20 protein-coding genes are annotated in these 17,995 nt (G+C 55.5%); 6 read left to right on the plus strand and 14 right to left on the minus strand.

The features are described 5' to 3' along the window. Window positions 1-19: 19 nt before the first annotated feature. The 4 genes from NB063_RS08790 to NB063_RS08805 all read right to left on the minus strand — a co-directional run bounded on the left by NB063_RS08790 (window position 20) and on the right by NB063_RS08805 (window position 2,275). Window positions 20-478 carry a DUF669 domain-containing protein gene (locus NB063_RS08790; protein ID WP_250928370.1) on the minus strand — a complete coding sequence of 153 codons (459 nt, stop codon included), beginning with the start codon at window positions 476-478 and terminating at the stop codon, window positions 20-22. Window positions 479-480: 2 nt separating this feature from the next. Then, complete coding sequence (locus tag NB063_RS08795) at window positions 481-1,266, minus strand: ATP-binding protein (protein ID WP_250928371.1); 786 nt, start codon at window positions 1,264-1,266, stop codon at window positions 481-483. Between the two features lie 42 nt (window positions 1,267-1,308). Then, window positions 1,309-1,542, minus strand: a complete 234-nt coding sequence (locus NB063_RS08800) for a hypothetical protein (RefSeq protein WP_250928372.1) — start codon at window positions 1,540-1,542, stop codon at window positions 1,309-1,311. Window positions 1,543-1,657: 115 nt separating this feature from the next. After that, entirely contained in the window at window positions 1,658-2,275 is a 618-nt protein-coding gene (locus tag NB063_RS08805; RefSeq protein WP_250928373.1) for a hypothetical protein, read from the minus strand. 238 nt (window positions 2,276-2,513) lie between these two features. Between NB063_RS08805 and NB063_RS08810 the strand changes: the two genes are divergently transcribed. Further along, window positions 2,514-3,233, plus strand: coding sequence for a hypothetical protein (locus tag NB063_RS08810; RefSeq protein WP_250928374.1), 720 nt, complete (start codon window positions 2,514-2,516; stop codon window positions 3,231-3,233). A 10-nt stretch (window positions 3,234-3,243) separates the two neighbouring features. On the opposite strand, the gene NB063_RS08815 is transcribed toward NB063_RS08810, so the two are convergent. The 6 genes from NB063_RS08815 to NB063_RS08840 all read right to left on the minus strand — a co-directional run bounded on the left by NB063_RS08815 (window position 3,244) and on the right by NB063_RS08840 (window position 8,342). After that, window positions 3,244-4,431 (minus strand): hypothetical protein, encoded by a 1,188-nt coding sequence (locus NB063_RS08815; protein ID WP_250928375.1) that lies wholly within the window; start codon window positions 4,429-4,431, stop codon window positions 3,244-3,246. Then, window positions 4,340-5,578: a hypothetical protein gene (locus NB063_RS08820; protein WP_250928376.1), complete on the minus strand. Its 1,239-nt coding sequence runs from the start codon at window positions 5,576-5,578 to the stop codon at window positions 4,340-4,342. The genes NB063_RS08815 and NB063_RS08820 overlap by 92 nt, the downstream gene beginning before the upstream one ends. A gap of 152 nt (window positions 5,579-5,730) precedes the next feature. Continuing rightward, entirely contained in the window at window positions 5,731-6,132 is a 402-nt protein-coding gene (locus NB063_RS08825) for a hypothetical protein (protein ID WP_250928377.1), read from the minus strand. Further along, a complete protein-coding gene (locus tag NB063_RS08830) occupies window positions 6,129-7,694 on the minus strand; it encodes a recombinase family protein (RefSeq protein ID WP_250928378.1) in 1,566 nt (521 codons plus the stop codon). Before NB063_RS08830 ends, NB063_RS08825 begins: the two co-directional genes overlap by 4 nt. Continuing rightward, window positions 7,691-8,185: a DUF2924 domain-containing protein gene (locus NB063_RS08835; RefSeq protein WP_008684308.1), complete on the minus strand. Its 495-nt coding sequence runs from the start codon at window positions 8,183-8,185 to the stop codon at window positions 7,691-7,693. The genes NB063_RS08830 and NB063_RS08835 overlap by 4 nt, the downstream gene beginning before the upstream one ends. Then, on the minus strand, window positions 8,169-8,342 hold the full coding sequence (locus NB063_RS08840) for a hypothetical protein (protein WP_250928379.1): 174 nt from the start codon (window positions 8,340-8,342) through the stop codon (window positions 8,169-8,171). Before NB063_RS08840 ends, NB063_RS08835 begins: the two co-directional genes overlap by 17 nt. Window positions 8,343-8,974: 632 nt before the next feature. Here NB063_RS08840 and NB063_RS08845 point away from each other — a divergent pair. Beyond that, a complete protein-coding gene (locus tag NB063_RS08845) occupies window positions 8,975-10,318 on the plus strand; it encodes a cation:proton antiporter (protein ID WP_250928380.1) in 1,344 nt (447 codons plus the stop codon). Between the two features lie 291 nt (window positions 10,319-10,609). Here the strand turns inward: NB063_RS08845 and NB063_RS08850 are convergent, their stop codons facing one another. Further along, a complete protein-coding gene (locus tag NB063_RS08850) occupies window positions 10,610-11,854 on the minus strand; it encodes a carboxypeptidase-like regulatory domain-containing protein (protein WP_250928381.1) in 1,245 nt (414 codons plus the stop codon). Window positions 11,855-13,275: 1,421 nt separating this feature from the next. Here NB063_RS08850 and NB063_RS08855 point away from each other — a divergent pair. From NB063_RS08855 to NB063_RS08870, 4 genes are read left to right on the plus strand one after another with little or no spacing between them, the layout of a single operon-like run. Beyond that, window positions 13,276-13,488 carry a hypothetical protein gene (locus tag NB063_RS08855; protein ID WP_250928382.1) on the plus strand — a complete coding sequence of 71 codons (213 nt, stop codon included), beginning with the start codon at window positions 13,276-13,278 and terminating at the stop codon, window positions 13,486-13,488. Continuing rightward, window positions 13,485-13,976, plus strand: a complete 492-nt coding sequence (locus NB063_RS08860) for a DUF2924 domain-containing protein (RefSeq protein ID WP_250928383.1) — start codon at window positions 13,485-13,487, stop codon at window positions 13,974-13,976. The genes NB063_RS08855 and NB063_RS08860 overlap by 4 nt, the downstream gene beginning before the upstream one ends. Then, entirely contained in the window at window positions 13,973-15,547 is a 1,575-nt protein-coding gene (locus NB063_RS08865; RefSeq protein WP_250928384.1) for a recombinase family protein, read from the plus strand. The genes NB063_RS08860 and NB063_RS08865 overlap by 4 nt, the downstream gene beginning before the upstream one ends. Then, entirely contained in the window at window positions 15,544-15,960 is a 417-nt protein-coding gene (locus NB063_RS08870) for a hypothetical protein (protein ID WP_196784637.1), read from the plus strand. Before NB063_RS08865 ends, NB063_RS08870 begins: the two co-directional genes overlap by 4 nt. Window positions 15,961-15,968: 8 nt before the next feature. Here the strand turns inward: NB063_RS08870 and NB063_RS08875 are convergent, their stop codons facing one another. Genes NB063_RS08875 through NB063_RS08885 form a run of 3 tightly spaced genes read right to left on the minus strand, consistent with a single transcriptional unit; the run spans window position 15,969 to window position 17,972 of the window. Next, complete coding sequence (locus NB063_RS08875; RefSeq protein ID WP_250928385.1) at window positions 15,969-16,877, minus strand: hypothetical protein; 909 nt, start codon at window positions 16,875-16,877, stop codon at window positions 15,969-15,971. 19 nt (window positions 16,878-16,896) lie between these two features. Beyond that, window positions 16,897-17,574 (minus strand): class I SAM-dependent methyltransferase, encoded by a 678-nt coding sequence (locus NB063_RS08880; protein ID WP_250928524.1) that lies wholly within the window; start codon window positions 17,572-17,574, stop codon window positions 16,897-16,899. Between the two features lie 2 nt (window positions 17,575-17,576). Beyond that, on the minus strand, window positions 17,577-17,972 hold the full coding sequence (locus NB063_RS08885; RefSeq protein ID WP_250928386.1) for a hypothetical protein: 396 nt from the start codon (window positions 17,970-17,972) through the stop codon (window positions 17,577-17,579). Between the last annotated feature and the right edge of the window lie 23 nt (window positions 17,973-17,995).

Consider the following 17,995-nt stretch of genomic DNA (forward strand, 5'->3'; position numbering starts at 1 on the left):
TTGGAAACGGTGACCGAGATCAACGTTTCCAAGGGGCGTCCGTGCCGCTGACTTGAGACGCGGCGATCGGCTGAGCGACGGCGTCCTTCTTCGAGTAGCCCTTCACTTCGTTTTGCAACTCGCCGGTGTCGTTGCGACGTTTGACTCGCACGTGAATCACGCAAGGCAAGTTGTGTAAGTCCGCCGAGTCGGTTGGCACCAAGACGCCAACCGACCGGCAGATCGCAGACAACTCCCGCCGGGCAATTTCCACCGCGGTCGCGTTGGGGTTGTCGAGGTTGAGACGCACCCAGAGAAGACGGTTTGCGTACTCGCCCTCCACGATCTGAAACGTCAACTGCAGGTAGTTGCCCGTGCCAGACTTCGTGGGTTTCATTTCGCTGTCAGTGATGACGGCGACGTACTTGCCTGATGGGATCGGTTCGAGGTCGTCGGCTGGTTCGACAGTGTTGGCATCAAAGCCGTTGAGGTTGGCCATGGTTAGTTACCTTGGGTTTGAGGAGTGGGTGAGTTGTTGGTCAGTGCATTCACGAACGCCGACCACGAGAGCGGCAATTCTTCAGCGATGCCGTAGCGATTCTTGGCAACGCAACTGGGCGACCCGTAAGCACGCACGACGCGTTCACCGCCGTCTTTGCCGATCGCATGAGCGATGGTGCGTTTGCGATTGAACCCGCCGTCTTCACTTTGCGTTCGCATCTTGCGAGTGGCGAACAAAACGGCGTCGCACCATTCCTTCACGAGGGCTGCAGCATGCTTGTGCAATCGCGGCGAATAGCGGTCGTAGGGTGAGGACTCGGGATCCTCGAACCGTTCGACCTTGGAATGCGCGATCAAGACCGTCACCATGCCGCGCGAACGCAGCACATTGAGCAGGTCGAGTACTTCACGCCACAGAGAGAGGGCGTGCATGTAACCGCGGGCATACCCGCCGTCGACCTTCTCGATCGACTCGACGGCGTACTGCTGACAGAGCTTGTCCCAGACAAGACGCTCTAGCCAATCGAGCGAGTCGATCACGACGGATTCGTAATCGTGCTTCTCATTGACGAGCGTTTTCAGGGCTGCAATGACGTCATCGAATTTGGTCGCCAGTGGGAAGCGATCGCATTCGATTTCGTCGAGACCGTCTTCGGTTTGAATGAAGATCGGCTTGGGTGCTTCGCTGCCGAAGGTTGACTTGCCGATGCCTTCGACACCGTAGAGCAAGACGCGAGGCGGTTTCGATTGCCGGCCGGATTGGATGGTTTCGAGTAGGTTGGTCACTGGATTGGTAACTCCTTGATGGATGGGTGAAACGGTTGGTTGTTAAAGACTCTGGAGTTGCTCGACATCGAAGTTTCCGTGGCGATCGCTGGTCACCAGGAAGTGCTTGAAGTCGCTTTGCACGACGAATCGCTGTTCGGTGCCGAGTTGATTGCGGAGCGATTTGCAGGCTCCGGTGAATTCCCGCGAGGCTTCGTTGAAGCGTTCGGCGGATCGCAAGTAACGACCGACGGCGAGCGAGAGTGCGACGCGGCGTTCGATATCGAGTTGTTTCATGAGTTCTCGTTTGGTGGTGTAGATTGGTGATCGAAAGACATGTCCCCTCCTGGGTTACTTAGGCGAACGAGGCGGGGGTATGACCAGAAAATGCAGAGCGACTCTCAGAACGACGCTATTTCCATCGTTTGTCGCGAGGCGGTGTGATTCCGGCGTCGATGAACCGCTGCTGGATGTCCTGCAACATCGAGTGGAAGGCGCGACGCGTCATTCCGGACTGCTTCTGCGTCGCAATGCGTCCGTGTTCCATGACTTGCTTGCAGAGTTCTTGCTGATGTTCGGGCAACTCAGCGAAGACGACGCGGAACGCTTCGACTTCCTCGAATACCGCTTCTTCGCTGCGAGTCTCTCTGCCGATGGCACGGTCGCGATCTTCGAGCGAAAGTTCCGATGCCAATTCCATCGGAGGACCACCATCGGGATCGTCGACCATCGTTGTGAGTGAAACGACAGGGCCGCCGGGCGGAGTGCGAAACGCGGTATTGCGAGAATCAAGGATCCTGGCCAGTGCCCGCGAGACGATCATGTCGATGTACGTTTTGAACGTCGCACGCTCGGGTGTAAAATCTTCGAGATACCGCTCGACCATCGTCCACAACGATTGTTCGATGTCGCGGAGTTCTTGCCGGGCGTAGGCACCAGCCTTGTAGCCACGCCACGCTTGACAGCGGATATTGGCCTGGATGTACTTCCAGTCGATGTCGCTGACTTTTGAGACTTCCTGAGTTTTCAAACGAATATCCTCCGGCTGGAGGTTCGTTCGAGGACTCCGGCCGGCGAAAACCGTGCTGCGAACGGACGATCGTTCACAGAGAAACACGGACCAGCGGGATCAGCACGAATGCGAATCTCTCAGCTGGAGTCACGGCGACTCATGGCGTGAGTCTTTGACACATCACGTGAGTCGTTCGTAATTTTGCTGTTTTTTGAAACGGCGCAGTGGGCGAGTCAGAACGGGCTCTCGAAGAAGTATGGAAGTTTCCAAACTGGCATCACGAGTTCCGATCTTCCCGCTGTTCATAGCGGTGAGCTTGCTCGTTGGCTGGTTTATCCCTGGGTTTTACGCATGGACCGACTCCGATCAGAGCCGTCCATCGCCGCTGCTGTGGAAGGTGCCGCTGTGGTCGGCGATTGCTTCCGCCGCGTTCTGTTTCGCTCTGCCGTGGTTGCCCATCGGGACGAAACCGCCAAGCGACGCACCACGCAAGCCGATGCGATTCTCGGTTCGCACATTGCTAATGATCACTGCTGGCGTAGCAGTGACGATTCCGCTGTTTGCCAAGGTGCCACTTGTGTTGAGTGGGATCGCTTGCGTTGGCTCGTATGCATTCCTAATTTGGTTCTGCGTAAGAAACCCACAGCACCGCATGGCCGCATCGGCACTGATGGCGTGTTTGATCCTGCCGTACGCCTGGGTCGTCGGATACGACGAACTCGACCGGATACTGCCAACGTTGGCCGTTATGATTGCCGGAATGCCAGCCTTTCTTCCGGCGGCATTCCTAAGTCAAATGTTCGGACAACATTTCCAAGAATCACAATGGTTGACGTTCTTGCTGACCGCAGTCGAGCTTTTGCTTGGCATTTGGATGATTCGCCTTGGTCCGAAACGAACGATCGCCTACTTACTGCTTGTCATGCTCATTTCGGGAGTGGGCTCGCTTGGCTTTTACATGATGTGTATCGCATAATGCCGCACCATCAGAACGCCCATGCCGGATCGTCACTGGGGCTGTAACACATCGCGTTACCTTTGAATGCGAGCTTTAAGTGCTCAGCGAGCTCCGCATGATGCTCGGCGATGCGTTTGATGTCACGGTTGATGGCTTGCCGCACATTCTTGCGTGACTTGGATTCGTCAGTGAGGACGCGGGCTTTGCCGCTCCTACCGGTGTCCTTTTGAAGTTGCGAGAGAATCTCGTATTGCTCGGCTTGCAGCGTTTCGAGCGTACCTGCATCGTTGTTGCGTTCTGCTTCCGCGATGCGGGCACTGATGTCGGCCAAGGTCCGCTTGTACTCACGGCGAGCGTCTTCGTCGAAAGCCTCGCCCGTGCCGCTGGTGGAAGACCGGGCCGCGATCCCAGTGCGAGCGTTTTCGAGTTCGACGGGATTCAGTGTTCTGCCAGGACGTGACAAGAGCTCTGCGAGATACCACATGCCAATCGCGTCGGCGAGTACGAACCGATTCTTCTCGAAGCAAATCTCCCAATGGTCGCCGGTCATGCGGAAAGAGTTTGGTGGAGAATCTTCGCCCAGCCCGAGTCGGTAGCGAAGCTCGTCCAACGCCGCGGTGCTCACTACGACCGAGCCGTCTTTGCTGAAGAATACTTCATCGGCAGCGACGATCGTGATCTCGAATGTTCGCTCGATCGAGCCAAGGTCGGTGCGAGTCCCAGCGAGTGACGGGACCAAGAGCACAGTCTTTGCACCGACACTCATTGCCGTTTCGATAAGCGACGTCTGATCTGTACGAGCGCAGAAGTGAACCATCGTTGATGCAAAGCGAGGTGGTAGCCGACCAAGTTTCTGGACCGAACCATTCGGAACAGCGGGCAGACTCTCGGCACGCCCACCAAGCAACGACATCAACGTTTTGGCAAGTTTTGCAACGCTGAACGTACAAATCGACAACTCATTTCGTTCGACATCGAACACTTCGCCTTGCAGACGATTGATGCCGACGAATGTTCCGTCATCGTGCTCGACGACGTCACACGCGGTAACACCGTCGCTGGCCAGCGTCCATGCAGCCAGGTCTGGCGTCGCGGAAAGGAACTGGTGGCACAGTTCCCAATGTTCACCCAGCTCGACCTGCCACGCTCGCCGTGGTGCTCGCAGGCTTGGGATCCGAGAGAGCGTTCGCCAAAGTCGTAGGTGTCGCAGGGTCACGAGGCACTCCGGTGGTCTTGATTCCGTGGTGAGTCATCCAGGCTTCGATCAGTTCGACGCCAACTTGTCGCGAATACGAGATGATGTTGCCCGAGTGAATCGTCGCCGTGACCTCGGGGTAGTCTCGTAACGTGAATCGAAATTTTGCTTTCGTGATGCGGGTACCGAGAGTGAGTTGCTGCTGGTGTTCACGCAGCTGGACGAAGATGCGTCGCCCACGGAATGTCTTCGTCAGGTTCTGACTCCCCATGAACATCTCGGTGACTTCATCGAGCTGAACGGATTCGATTCCATCAATGAAAGCGGGCGATTCAATGTCTTCACCGAGTTCATGAATCGGAGACAGGTCAAATAACTCCGATGTCGGAAAGAAGTCCTCGTCACCGAAAAGGTACTCTCCGATCAAACGGCAATACTCACGGTGCTCGCTGATCAACGAAGCGTGAACGTGCAACTCGCCAAGCTGCTTCTGAACGAGGATGGTGTCGTAGCCGGCCGGTCGTTGGACTTGATAGCGACTCTTCTCGCCTTCGATGAATTCGCCGCGTTTCAGGTTTTCGCCACGGCGGACAACGAATGCCAGAACGTCGCCTACGTCGTGCATCCACAACGCTGTCCCACCACCACGGTGCCGATCGCGGTTAAATGTCGACAAGCGTTTCTCCATCGCATTGATAACGACCGTGGTCGGCAACTGAAACGGCATCGGTTTCTCGTGCCGATTCATGTAGTGGCGAAACGAACGCTGGCTGGTCGCGATACGCTGGTAGTTCGATCGTCGCAGCAATTCGGGATGACTCATCCACGTTCGCATCGCCAGGTCCGCCGGCGTTAATTCGTCGTCGGTTGGCAGCGGAATACCGGCTTTGGAATAGGCAAGGATCAAGGACTCCATTCCTCGATCATTGGCGACTTCGTCGATATGAAATTGAGCTTCGATTAGTTCGCTGGGAGCGGACCTCGTCGGCGTCCTCAGCAAACGTGCGAGTTTTTTGAATTGGTCTTCATCGAAACTGATGTCGGCCGAGATCGTGAATTTCCGCGCGGCGAAGTAGTCGGAGAACGGCAGCAGAAAGTCGCGAAGTAGATCGAGGTCGACAGATCCGAAGTCATTGTTGAGGAAACTCGGTGATCGGAAAGCAGGCATTTGGGACTCATGAAAAATCAGCTTTGGCGATGAACATCCTTGGGGAATGGCGAGGCGGCTAGCGTTTGCTAGCAAACTCCGTGCTCCTGTTTATCAGACACATGTCCCGTGACACGTTTGGTCCATCGTCACCAGAAAATTCTTCGCAGCCCTTACGACCGGTCCTGTTTTGACCGTGGGCCAGACCGCAATTCAGCCCACAAGACACGTTGCTTTTCCCAGTCCATTTCCATCGTCAGCGGGCGCAGAAGTTTTTCCGAGATTTGCGGCTTGCCCTTTTTCATCCGAGGCAGGAATAGCAGCTCTTCCTGAATATCGGGAGCCAGCAACGTCAGACTGAGGATCTGCGAAACGCGAGGCTGCGACACATGCCCGATCTCCGCAATGTGCTGCAGTCCCGTCGCCCGCCCGGACCGGAGTAGCTCATCAAACCGAATCGCCAATGCCATCAGCCGCGTGATTCGCGGCAGCGTGCCCGGAACGACTTCTTTCTCGTCGACTACTTTGTGGCGGCGCGATGTCGTCACCGCGATCGTCTTGCGAACCGTGATCATGCGACCGACTCCTCGCACTCTTCGACGAGCGCGGTGATCGCCGTCGGGTGGTACGAGATCGCCATTGAACCGGCGTCAGGTTCGTAGACAACTCTCGCGACGAGCAGCTCGACAAGGTGAACCCGTTCTTTCGCCGTCAGCGACGCCCAAACCACTTTGAAATCCGACATCGCAATGTCGATGTCGAGCCGAGAGAGTTGGCGGGCGGCGACTTCCTTCAATTTGTCCGTCGCGACAACGACGTCGGCTTCCGCCTTGGTGATCCGGGCTTTCAGGTCTTCGACTCGGATATCGTTGAGGTTCTCGAACACCTCGTGCTTCAAAATTCGTTGAACCTCCTCTGTGTCTCGGTTGATTTGAGCTTTCAACTGAGCCAAGAGCGTTTCAACTTCGGCTTGCTCTTTATCAAGCAATACCTTTGACCCTTGGTACACGGCGTCACGCAGGCCTTGGTCATCAATAACCACTCGGAGTTCATCGACGACCGCGGCCTCGATCATCGCCGCTGACACCGAACCCATCTCGCAAGCATCGGCTCCACTCTTTACCGTCGTTTGGCAAGCGTAATACCGATACACGCTCGACTTTTTCTTGGTCGTTCGGTGAACCATTCGGCTTTCGCAGTATGGACAAACAAGGATGCCCTTCAACAGTGCCGAGTACTTGTTGACCAGCCGCTGTGCCCTCCCTTTCTGGTGGGCTTTCAGCATCTTGCCAACCGCGTCGAACGTTTCTTGGTCGATGATTGCGTCGTGCTCACCCTCGTAGATATGTTCCTTGTAGGCGATCTTGCCCACATAGAGCGGACTGGTGAGCAGTGAGTGAACCGCGGGCTTGTCGAACACTCTGCCGCCGCGCGTCCGCCCGGTACGAGTACGCCAGATCTTGTTCGGCCAGCCGAATTCTTGGAGGCGTTTCACCACCGGCAATAGCGAACGATACTCCAAGTACATCTCGAAGATCTTGCGAACCTGTTTCGCTTCGGTTGCATTCACGACCAGCTTCGGGCTCGTCCCACTGCGGTCAACATCGAATCCGAGCACCGGCATACCGCCCGACCATTTGCCCTTGGCTCGCATCGCGGCGATCTTGTCGCGAATCCGCTCGCCAATGATTTCACGCTCGAACTGAGCGAACGACAGCAGAATATTCAGTGTCAGCCGCCCCATCGAATGCGTAGTATTGAACTGCTGAGTCACCGAAACAAATGAGACGCCGAATTTATCGAACGTCTCCATCACTCGGGAAAAGTCCATCAGCGACCGACTCAGCCGGTCAACCTTGTAAACCACGACACAGTCGACTTTGCCGGCTTCGATGTCCTCCATCAGCCGCTTCATCGCCGGCCGCTCAAGGTTGCCGCCGGAAAATCCTCCGTCGTCATACATCTCCGGCAAGCAACGCCAGCCCTCAGCTTTCTGACTAGCGATGAACGCTTCGGCGGCTTCCCGCTGAGCGTCGAGCGAATTGAACTCTTGCTGCAAACCCTCTTCAGTCGACTTGCGAGTGTAAATCGCACATCGGATCGTTTTCACTTGCTGCGTTTCTTGTTTCTTGCTCATGCGTGTTCTCCCAACTTGAAAAATCGGAAGCCGCTCAAGTGGTTTCCTGTGATTGATTTGGCGACCGCCGACAAAGAGTCGAAACGCTCGTCCTCGTATTCAAAGCCGTCGGTCAGAATCAGCACACGCCGAATCTTGCCCTTGTATCGCCGCTCGACAAAACTGCCTGGCGGCGGAATCCGAGGATCCCAGTTCGGCGGCATCTTGGTTCGTACCACGTCGCCACCAACTTTTGGTTTCGGAGGAGTCACTCGGATCACCGATTCGTCGGCGATCGGTCCGGCTCGAAGCAATGCTCGTTCGCTCAGCCCGCCTTCTTCGTTCGCTTGAATCCGCCAAGCGATGCGGCGGACGATGAAGTTGCGATTGCGGGAGCGACACTTCTCTTGATGAACGACCTCGAACTTCGCCACCAGTTGGTCAATCGTCAGGTCGGCCAACTCGGCGATTTCAAATGCTGCACTGTTTTTACTTTTAGGATTGGGACTCATCAGCTACCTCCGGTTGGCTCGGACGTTGAGATGTGTCTTGCGTGCCTTTTGCTGCCGCCTTGTCCAGGGTTCGTCGAATCGCCCGCGCCAAAATGGTCGCGATCTCTTCGCGTTGCTGTTCGCTCAATTGGATCACCATTACTGTTTGAGAGTTCATCGCGGACCGTCTTGCCCGTTGCAAAACAGTCACCGCGAGACACAGTGATCACTGACGGCGGAGAGATCTCAAGTCCCGTTTCTTCAATCTCGCGAGAACTTTCCAAAGTCTCTGGAATCTCGCCACGTTTGACCCGAATCGTCACCAACTCAAGCAATTTCGCAACTTTCCGCACCTGCACCACAGGCTGGATATAGTCCAACGCCATATAACCCTTCCTCCTAAAACCAATCCCTAGCGAACCGAACGAAACGGCGATCGCCCTCAGGGTTATGTAGGAGAGAACTCGGTAGGGTTAACCAGATTTGTGTCGACAGCAATCCGTTCGCATCAATGGAATCAAGTATGAATTGCGAGATAAAACGGTCCGCAGAGGTTTCGGCAAATGAAACATTCACGAGATGCCCCACGTCTGGCTGGAGCATGTGGTAATTCGTAATACCGTGTCACCAAAGGAACCAGCCAACGACACCCAACAACCAGCTTGAACGCCTGCGTCGCCTTGGATTCACTAGATTGTTGACCACCCTGGCCTGCGATTTGCTGGAGGATCGCAGGGTACGAAAGAAAATGTCGGATGGTGCAAGTGTTGTCCCACCATCCATCGCAATGGATTGGCGGGAGTCGCGTTTTTGTTCACCCTAACAGACACCCTCACCTTTTTGGAAGCTTACGATCTATCCCTCGTGGTCGTGGGCTTGGGGGTGCTTGGCCTGGCGACACTATTGCACCGGTTTCAAGGTTATCCGTTTTCGTTTCCAATTCTCGCACTTTCAGCAGGCTACGCCGCCTTCGCTTTGCCACTGGGCCTCCCTTCGCTCGATCCCAGGGAACACGGCGCGATTGCCTTGCATCTGACCGAACTTGGCGTGATTGTCTCGTTGATGGGCGTGGGGCTGAAAATTGATCGGCTCCCGCAGTGGCGCACTTGGAGTGCGACGTGGCGACTGCTAGGCGTCTGCATGCCTCTGACGATCGCCGGGGTCGCGACTCTTGCCTGGTACTTGATCGGCCTAGAAGCGTCGGCTGCGGTGTTACTGGGGGCCGCACTGGCTCCCACCGATCCAGTCCTGGCGTCGGACGTGCAGGTTGGGAAGCCGGACGAGGAGATTCCCGAGGGCAGCAAACAGGCCGAGAGCGAGGAGGCCTCCAACGAGACGGATCCCACCGAGAAAGAGGACGAGCTGCGGTTCACACTCACGGCCGAAGCTGGACTCAACGACTCGTTGGCCTTTCCCTTCACGTACCTTGCGATTCTGATGCTCAACGAGGGCCTGTCGTTAACGAACTGGATTGGCCAGTGGGTACTTATCGATCTCGCCTATCGGCTTGGCGTGGCACTCATTGTCGGTACAGCGATCGGCTGGGGGGTGCCTCGCTTACTATTGCGGCTGCCGGCGGAATCCGAACAGGAGAGAATGAGGGCCGGAGTCGGCTCACTGGCGGCGACACTGCTGTTGTACGGATCGACGGAGATCTTGGGGGGATATGGATTCCTGGCCGTGTTCATCGGGGGACTCACGATTCGACACAGTGAACAAGCGATGCAATCGCATCGATCGATGCATGCGTTTGCCGAACAAACGGAGCAGCTTTTTATGACAGTCACCCTACTCGCCCTCGGCGGTGCGATTGCTGGTGGTTTGCTGGCTCCGCTAACCTGGTCAGGGGCCGCGTTAGGGTTACTATTGGTGTTCGTTCTACGCCCAGCTGCCGGAATGATTAGCCTGCTGGGAGAACAGCGGCTTTCCCTCCTGGACCGCGGCATCGTCAGTTTCTTTGGAGTGCGAGGCATCGGTTGCCTGTTTTATCTTGCCTATGGAGCGGAAACGGAGAGTTTTTCCAATGAAGACACGTTATGGGCCGTTTGTTCCTTTGCCGTCGTGTTGTCCGTGATTGTACATGGCATCGCAGCAGCACCCGTGATGCGATTACGCGACCAACGTCTGCGCCGTAACAAGCAACAAGATGGTTAACGTGTACGAGCCTGAAAGCGAACCCAAGAATTACCAATCGACCTTTTGCTACTGCGCCACCACATGCTGGTGCCTGTCACGTGAATGATGCCTTTGAACGGCAGCGTGACGGTCGCGCCGCTTGATCGCTCCCGAAATCCCATGCGGGAGCTCAGTCCCCATGTGATGATATCCCGGTTCTAAGGAACAACAACAACAACAACAACAACAACAACAACAACAACAACAACAAGAGGAACGGGCGGCAGACCGCGATTGACCCCGCCTCTGACGCCTCTGGTACATTGACGGTCAGTCCTGGGGACGTCTCAGAGGGGATAGCGATTCGGAAGATTTGACGGTTCCAATGCGGATTTCCTTTCGCTCGTTTGCTGAAACTTCGACACTCTTGTTAACGCCAAGTCGCGAGACATCCCACGACTGTCCCGAAAGGCGGACTAACCATTGCGTCGATACGCTTGATGTAACGCCATGAAGCCAAATCTGGCCATTGTGATTGTCCATTTGTTTATCAATGGCTTGCAACACGTCATCGGTTGGATCGCCATAAATGGTCTCGATCGACAACTTAATCTGCCCTGCTGGAACTGCAATGGCAGCTTGGTCTTGATACTCAGTACCTAGTTCCAAGAGGTGATAACCGAGCCGTTCGCGACGGGTTGAACGCTCGTACTCAGCTTCGTCAGTTTCGCGATCGGGTGCCAGGTTTTGGAATCTCTCCGACTCTGGGCTGATTTGCGTGCTTCGCTCCGTTACCTTCAAAAGCGGGCGAATGATTCCATTGGACTGAACCAGCCATTTCACGTGGGGTTCTCCACTGCCACTTGAGGTTCCCCGCCAGCTCCATGTGACGGGACGGTTATTGGGTTGATCGATTCCTCGTTTGATCTCAAATTCCACAACGACTGCAACGGCTTCGATACCGTCGGACACCGTGGGAAACGTTTTCCAATCATTCGAGCTTTCTTGAACTTCTTCAGGTTCCGGTACAATCCTGGTGCCCCAGCCGCCGTTTTGTCCTTTGACCTCCCATTCACCAAACGGCAGACCGGTCACCTTGTCGGGTGCAACCAAGGCTTGCAGAACCAACTCGCCGACCTGATCGGCCGCAGGTGCAACGACGGTTAGATCCATCGCCTTTCCGACTTCCAAGGTCATCATAGAACGAGAGTGCCAGCCGTTCCCACTCAAGGTCATCCAGTAGCGTCCGTAGGGTAACGCTCGGGAAAGACCAATCCCGTCATCGCTACTGATCCCCGTGGCTTCAGCAGCCTGTACATCACCGATTGAGGACAACTGCACTTCGAAACCGTTCAGTGGTTCTCCAAGTTCATCAACGATCCGCACTTTGATAGGAGTAAACTCGGATGGTTGCTCAAGAAGCCTATCAATCTTTGTTTCCAAGCGGGCGATCGAGCGTTTGAGCTCAACCAATTCAGGCGAAACGGGTGCTTCAGATTCACCATCGTTGTTTCGGCCTGATGGATCACCACTTGAACGACCGGCGGGTTCTTGTGCGTTGATGGCGGGTAACATGGTTAACGCACAAACACCACTAAAAAGAACTGAACACACAAATTTGCGTAGCATAGCCCTATCCAATCAATCGCGTTGACACCGAGTTTGCCACCAATAGTGAGCAACCCACATGCCGGATAGACCGTAAGGACTTCAAACGCTCGCGTGCGGCCCGTTGAGGAATCCTGTTCCGATAGTTCAGCAAAACAACAAACTTGCAGGCTAGTTATGAGCGATGACGCTCAAACCGATAACGCACCAAATCGTGAGCCCACTATCCTTCACCGTTCCGATTGGGCGTCGCACGATGAACTGTGGATGGGCGCTGTCCAGGGCAAGGATCTTGGGAACGGGAGTGACGGTGCTGTTCTATTGCTCCGACGAAGTCGGAGTAGGCCCACTGTGGCACGTACATTCGGACGACGAAGTTTTCATCGTTCGTCGCGGTCAGCTTTTCACGATTGGCGACAAGAAGATTGAGGCCAAAGCTAGCGACATTCTGCCGGCCCTGCAAATGTCCCCCACAAATACCACAACCTCGGCCCCGGCTCGCGAGAGACAACGGACATTCACCTCTCCGACCACTGGGTTCAAACGGATCTCGACGATCCGGAACTTTCAGGCGAATGACACCTCGAAAACGTTGACCACTTTTTTCCGATAGCACTCTGAGACTTCATAACCTTGAGGTCAAATAGTACAGAGACAAGAGAGACCTTTGGCCGAGATCGGCCCAGAGACCGTTTCGCCGGCGGCCGGATAGTACTTTTCCAGAGACACTCTGAGAGATCTCTGCCGTTCGACTGTTGACGTAAGTCCTTGCCAGGACTGCGGTAAAACACGAAAAAAGCCGGCGTCGGTCCATGGGACCAACGTCGGCTTGTTCGATAACCCGACGGTCGGAGTAAACCGAAGGGTCCAATTGAAGTTGTGGGCGACCAGCGGTTTTCAAACTCTTGCGGGATTCTAACCGTTGGTCAGAACACTTGGCAGATTATGTGGTGATTTTCTTTTAGGAATTGCCCGATCACGGAGATCGGTTTGTACGTTGCCGTTCCTTGGTGGGGTGAATGTTTTTTGATTGGCTTGAATTCTACTTTGGCGCGCAGGTGAGCGGAAGGACGGCATAGGTAACCGGGGAGGGAGCGTTTGGTTGCTCCCGGTTGCTTGTTGTTCTTTCAAAGGGATGCGTGTGGGTAAGTCGGATTTGGGTGAGTTGTTGCCAGATGAGCGACGACGGGCGGTGGCTGAGTTGCTCGGTCGCGGCGTGGGACGGTGGAAACGGTTTTGTTTGGAAACTGTTTCGGGAACTCTTGAAGACTCTTTGGGAAAGCCGCTTGAGCCGGGTCGGTTTCCAGGGCTCTCTGTGACGGACGCGGTTTCTGAGCGGCAGATGACCGCGGCCGAATCCATTCCTTCTTTCACAGAGGTACCCATTCATGAGTGATGCAAGACGCAGCAATATCGCTGCCATTCTTTCGCGTGCATTGACTCGATGCCGGACCAAGGCAGAACAGTCTGCGACGCAATGTGCGATCTACACTCGCCAGTCGAATGAAGTCAATGTCGAACAAGATTCCGAATCGCTCGACATCAACGAATTGTCGATCGTCTCCGAATCGGAGCAAGCTAACACTGAGGTGAGCCGATGAAGGATGAAACTCGATTGGCGGTTGCTGCGCTGGAGGACAAGACAGTCAATGAACTGCGATCGCTCTACGAAGAAGTGTTTGATGAAGTTTGTCGCAGTCGTCACAAGAAGTATTTGGTGCGACGAATCGCTTGGCGGTTGCAAGCGTTGGACGAAGGCGGGCTGAGCAACGAAGCGAAACAGAAGGCTCGAGAGTTGGCGGCGACTTCGGATCTTCGCATGACTGCTCCACGCGAAGAGGTTTTGGATAACGTTCGCCGGGTCACGCCTGAAGAGGACGGGTATGTCGACTGGGATCCTCGCTTGCCACCGCCGGGCAGCTTTCTGGAGCGGCGATACAAGGGCCAGATGGTTCGGGTGCTCGTATTGACGGACGGATTTGAGTACGAGGGCAAACGGTTTCGTTCGTTGTCGAAAGTCGCTGGCGAGATCACCGGGGTCAGCTACAACGGATTCCTCTTCTTTCGGCTCGGAAGGAGACAGAAATGAAAAAGCAAACGGAATCTGAACGGCGGATTATTCGGTGCGCGATTTACACTCGTAAGTCGACTGAGGAAGGTCTCGATCAAGAATTCAATTCGTTGGACGCCCAGCGTGAAGCCGGCGAGAACTTCATCGCCAGTCAATCGCAAGAGGGCTGGAAGGTCATTTCGACGAGGTACGACGATGGCGGCTACTCGGGCGGCAACGTTGACCGGCCCGCGATGAAACGATTGTTGGAAGATATCGCGGCGGGAAAGATTGATTGCGTGGTCGTGTATAAGGTCGACCGATTGAGTCGTAGCTTGCTGGACTTCTCGAAGATCATGGAAACGTTCGACAACCATGGCGTGTCGTTCGTGTCGGTGACGCAGCAGTTCAACACGACGCACTCGATGGGTCGGTTGACGTTGAATATTCTGCTTTCATTCGCACAATTCGAGCGAGAGATCATTGGAGAGCGGATTCGCGACAAGATTGCGGCTCAACGACGGCGTGGGAAATGGGCGGGCGGTATCCCGGTGCTGGGCTACGACGTTGACCGGTCCGGGCCAAGCCCGAAGTTGGTGGTCAACGCGGACGAGGCGGCGAAGGTGCGGCGTATCTTTGGGTTGTATCTCGAAATGGAGTCGATGACGCCGGTGGTCGAAGAACTTGACCGCCGCGGCTGGCGTTTGAAATCCTGGAAGACGAAATCGGGAAAGACGAGAGGCGGAAAGCCGTTTGATAAGTCGTCGCTGCATACGATGCTGACCAACCAAACCTACATTGGTCGGATCAAGCATAAGACGCAGACGTTCAAGGGTGAGCACACGCCGATCATTGACCAGAAGTTGTTCGACGATGTCGCGGCGATGATGCGTAGTCACGCTCGCGGCGGGGGCAACCATTTGGTCAACAAGTATCAGGCGTTGTTGAAAGGTTTGATCTATTGCCCGGCGTGCAACTACTCGATGGTCCACAACGTAGCTCGCCGCCGGTCGAAGGTGTACCGCTACTACACGTGTGTGACGGCGATCAAACGCGGGCGGAAGTATTGTCCGTCACCCTCGCTGCCAGCGGCGGATATTGAGGCGGCCGTGGTCGACCAGATTCGCTGCATCGCAGATGATCCTGGCTTGCGTCGCGATGTGTTGGAGCAGTCGAGCAAACGTTGTGAAGCGGAGTTGGCGGAGTTGAATACTCAAAGAACGCAGCTCACCCAACGGTTGAATCACCAGCACGAGCAGATGAAACATGTGAGCAATTCGACGGATGCCGGGTCTGGCGATTCAGAGCGATTGGCCGCGTTGCACCAAGAGGTCGCCAGCATTATCGAGTCGCTTGAAATCGTAGACGGCGAGATCAAACGCTTGACTGCGGAACAGATCGACGAGCGTGATGTGAACGCCGCCTTTGCAGATTTTGGCAACGTCTGGAATGAGCTGAACACTCGCGAGAAGTCGGCGGTGCTGACGTTGCTGATCAGTCGGATTGAATTCGACGCAGACGAAAGCTCGCTTTCGATTTCGATGCACCCGGCGGGCATCAAAACCTTTTCCGCCGAAGCGACCGAACAACAACAGGAGACGAATTCATGATTACGGTCAAATGTAAGGTCAACGTGAATCTGAAGAAACCCGCCAAGAAGAAGGCGGAATCGGCCGACGAACCGCCGGTGAAAAGGCGCGGAAAGGTTCCCAGGATTTCTCGCTTGATGGCGCTCGCGATTCGTATGGACGAGATGCTGCGGCGTGGCGAGGCACAGGACACGATCGAACTTGCCGAGTTGGGCAAAGTCTCGCAGCCCCGTCTCACTCAAATCCTGAGCCTATCGCTGCTCGCACCCGAGATTCAAGAAGCGTTGCTCTACCTGCCCCGCGAAATGACGGGGCGTTCCAAAATTCACGAAAGGAACTTGCGTCCGATCACGAAGCAACTGTGTTGGGTCAAGCAGCGTGAAATGTGGAGCGATCTGATTCGCTCAGTCGGTCCGGCGGCGAAAGATGTTTGACGCCATATTTAGAACGCTGGTGGAGTGATTCCCTTGGCTTTGAGGGCCGCGAGGTACTTGTCTGGTTCAGCGACTAGCTTTTTGGCACAGCCGGGGCAGCAGATGTAGACGGCTTTTCCGTTGACGTTGACCTTGCCTGGGACGCCCATGCCGCCCAGCGGTTCGTCCATGACGGGACAGGTTTTCTGTGCGGCGATGGCGGCAGCATCGGCAAGCGTGGATTTGAAGACGCCCTCGCGCACTTGTTCGCCTTTGGCGGTGTAGTACTTGGTGAGGTACTGGTCGGGTGAGGCTTCGACTTTCTTCGTGCAGCCGGCACAGCAGACGAAGAGTGACTTGTCACCGATCGTGATCTTGGGCGGCTTGCCCATCGAGCCGAGCGGTTGACCGCTGACGGGACAGGTGGCTTGCAGACTGATAAGTAGTTCGTCAGAGAGCTTACCGCTGGCGAGTTTGCCCATCGCGTGGAATACCAGTGGCTGGCTTCCGATGTTGGTGATCTCGACGTTCATGTGCAACGGTTGGTCGACGACTTTGGAAAGGTCGACGCCGACTCCAATCGCGAGATTCTTGAGCGTTTTGAGTTGGTAGGTGTATTCCTTCTCGCTGTCGCCGACTCGAAGTTTCAGTGTACCGGTCGCCTCGGGCGGGGCGATGGGTTGATCGTTCTCGCCAAGAATCATGAACATGATGCCTTTGTCGGCGATCACGGTTTCGACTCGGCGGTCGCCAACGGTTTGCACAGTGCCACCGTGAGGGCCAGTTGCCTTAGTGGTGTGGCTGTGGCCAGCGTGGTCGTGTGCCGCGTGGTCGTGTGCCGCGTGGTCGTGTGGTGCGGCGGCGTCTTGGGCGGTTGCGAAAGACGAAGTCGCCAGTAGCGTGGCGACTGCTATCGCGGCAGTAAATAGATGTCTCATGGGGATGCTCCGTTAGAAATTAGCTGAGGTGGTGATAGACGTGGAAGATGGCTGATCCGTATTCGTAAACAAGCGATTGCTTTAAGAGTTCGTCGTCCTCCAGCAACTCGGGGAATCGAAACTCGTCGATGATCAGCCATAAATCCCGTGGATGATCGTTGATTGACTGCCGGATCATTTCCAGAAAAGTCTTGGTGACCGGTTGGTCGAAAGGCGAATACAAAAAGAAGACGGTTTCGCTGCCGTCCATCTGATAGTCGAGGATGTTGGTGCAGACGACTTCGATCGAGCTTGCGGTGGGCGTGTTTTCTCGGAAGCTCGCGACGTTACGCTCGGCGATCTCGCACAATGAGGGCGAGATTTCCAAGCCGACGACTTGGTCGAAGCCGTGTTCAGCGGCGAGAAGTAAAATCCGACCCTTGCCGCAGCCGACGTCGACAAAGACGCCTTCGCGAGGCAGATCGAGCTTGGCCATGATCTTGCGAAAGTATCGAGCACGCGTCGGCTTGTACTTGTCGGCGTGCTGTTTATCTTCGTCGCTGATGTCTAAGTCGTTGATCGCGACTTCGGATCGTGTGTCGAGTTGGTGTCGACGATCGAAAACGTAGTCGTCGACCACGCTCAAGACACTTTGCAGCGAATTAGATGGGCCTTTAGTGAAGGCACGTTTCACAAACTCAGTTGCCGCCATCAACATGCTCACTTCAACTTGGCGAGGTACTTCTCGGGATCGGCGAGCAGTTTGTCTTTGCAGCCGTCGCAGCAAATCCACACTGACTTGCCGTTCACATCGACCTTTTCAGGGGCTCCCATCGTTCCAAGCATCTCGCCGCTGACGGGGCACATGTGCTGAGCCATGGCGGACTTGTGATCTTCCGGCGATAGCTCTTTTAGGCCCGCCATCATCTTGGCCATTGGCGAATCGGAATCGGCGGTGGCGTGGTCGCCGTGATCGTGATCGGCGTGGTCCTCGGCCGTGTCGCTGGCGGGAGTCGCGGGTGGCGTCACGGGATCGGATTCGGGCGAGCTGCAGCCGTAAATGCCGAGAATGAGCAGCCCGCCGAGTAGAAACGGGATGAATTTCGTGAGTCGCATGGGGTCTTGCCTTCGCGGATGAG

It is taken from the genome of Aporhodopirellula aestuarii, from assembly GCF_023701485.1.
Classification (GTDB): Bacteria; Planctomycetota; Planctomycetia; order Pirellulales; family Pirellulaceae; genus Rhodopirellula; species Rhodopirellula aestuarii.

Excerpts from the sequence above, each read along its gene's own strand:
- NB063_RS08880 (WP_250928524.1), bottom strand. The coding sequence starts at position 17,574 with ATGTTGATGGCGGCAACTGAGTTTGTGAAACGTGCCTTCACTAAAGGC.
- NB063_RS08865 (WP_250928384.1), top strand. The coding sequence starts at position 13,973 with ATGAAAAAGCAAACGGAATCTGAACGGCGGATTATTCGGTGCGCGATT.
- NB063_RS08810 (WP_250928374.1), top strand. The coding sequence starts at position 2,514 with ATGGAAGTTTCCAAACTGGCATCACGAGTTCCGATCTTCCCGCTGTTC.
- NB063_RS08790 (WP_250928370.1), bottom strand. The coding sequence starts at position 478 with ATGGCCAACCTCAACGGCTTTGATGCCAACACTGTCGAACCAGCCGAC.
- NB063_RS08830 (WP_250928378.1), bottom strand. The coding sequence starts at position 7,694 with ATGAGCAAGAAACAAGAAACGCAGCAAGTGAAAACGATCCGATGTGCG.
- NB063_RS08820 (WP_250928376.1), bottom strand. The coding sequence starts at position 5,578 with ATGCCTGCTTTCCGATCACCGAGTTTCCTCAACAATGACTTCGGATCT.
- NB063_RS08850 (WP_250928381.1), bottom strand. The coding sequence starts at position 11,854 with ATGTTACCCGCCATCAACGCACAAGAACCCGCCGGTCGTTCAAGTGGT.
- NB063_RS08885 (WP_250928386.1), bottom strand. The coding sequence starts at position 17,972 with ATGCGACTCACGAAATTCATCCCGTTTCTACTCGGCGGGCTGCTCATT.
- NB063_RS08825 (WP_250928377.1), bottom strand. The coding sequence starts at position 6,132 with ATGATCACGGTTCGCAAGACGATCGCGGTGACGACATCGCGCCGCCAC.
- NB063_RS08855 (WP_250928382.1), top strand. The coding sequence starts at position 13,276 with ATGAGTGATGCAAGACGCAGCAATATCGCTGCCATTCTTTCGCGTGCA.
- NB063_RS08835 (WP_008684308.1), bottom strand. The coding sequence starts at position 8,185 with ATGAGTCCCAATCCTAAAAGTAAAAACAGTGCAGCATTTGAAATCGCC.
- NB063_RS08860 (WP_250928383.1), top strand. The coding sequence starts at position 13,485 with ATGAAGGATGAAACTCGATTGGCGGTTGCTGCGCTGGAGGACAAGACA.
- NB063_RS08875 (WP_250928385.1), bottom strand. The coding sequence starts at position 16,877 with ATGAGACATCTATTTACTGCCGCGATAGCAGTCGCCACGCTACTGGCG.
- NB063_RS08840 (WP_250928379.1), bottom strand. The coding sequence starts at position 8,342 with ATGAACTCTCAAACAGTAATGGTGATCCAATTGAGCGAACAGCAACGC.
- NB063_RS08870 (WP_196784637.1), top strand. The coding sequence starts at position 15,544 with ATGATTACGGTCAAATGTAAGGTCAACGTGAATCTGAAGAAACCCGCC.
- NB063_RS08800 (WP_250928372.1), bottom strand. The coding sequence starts at position 1,542 with ATGAAACAACTCGATATCGAACGCCGCGTCGCACTCTCGCTCGCCGTC.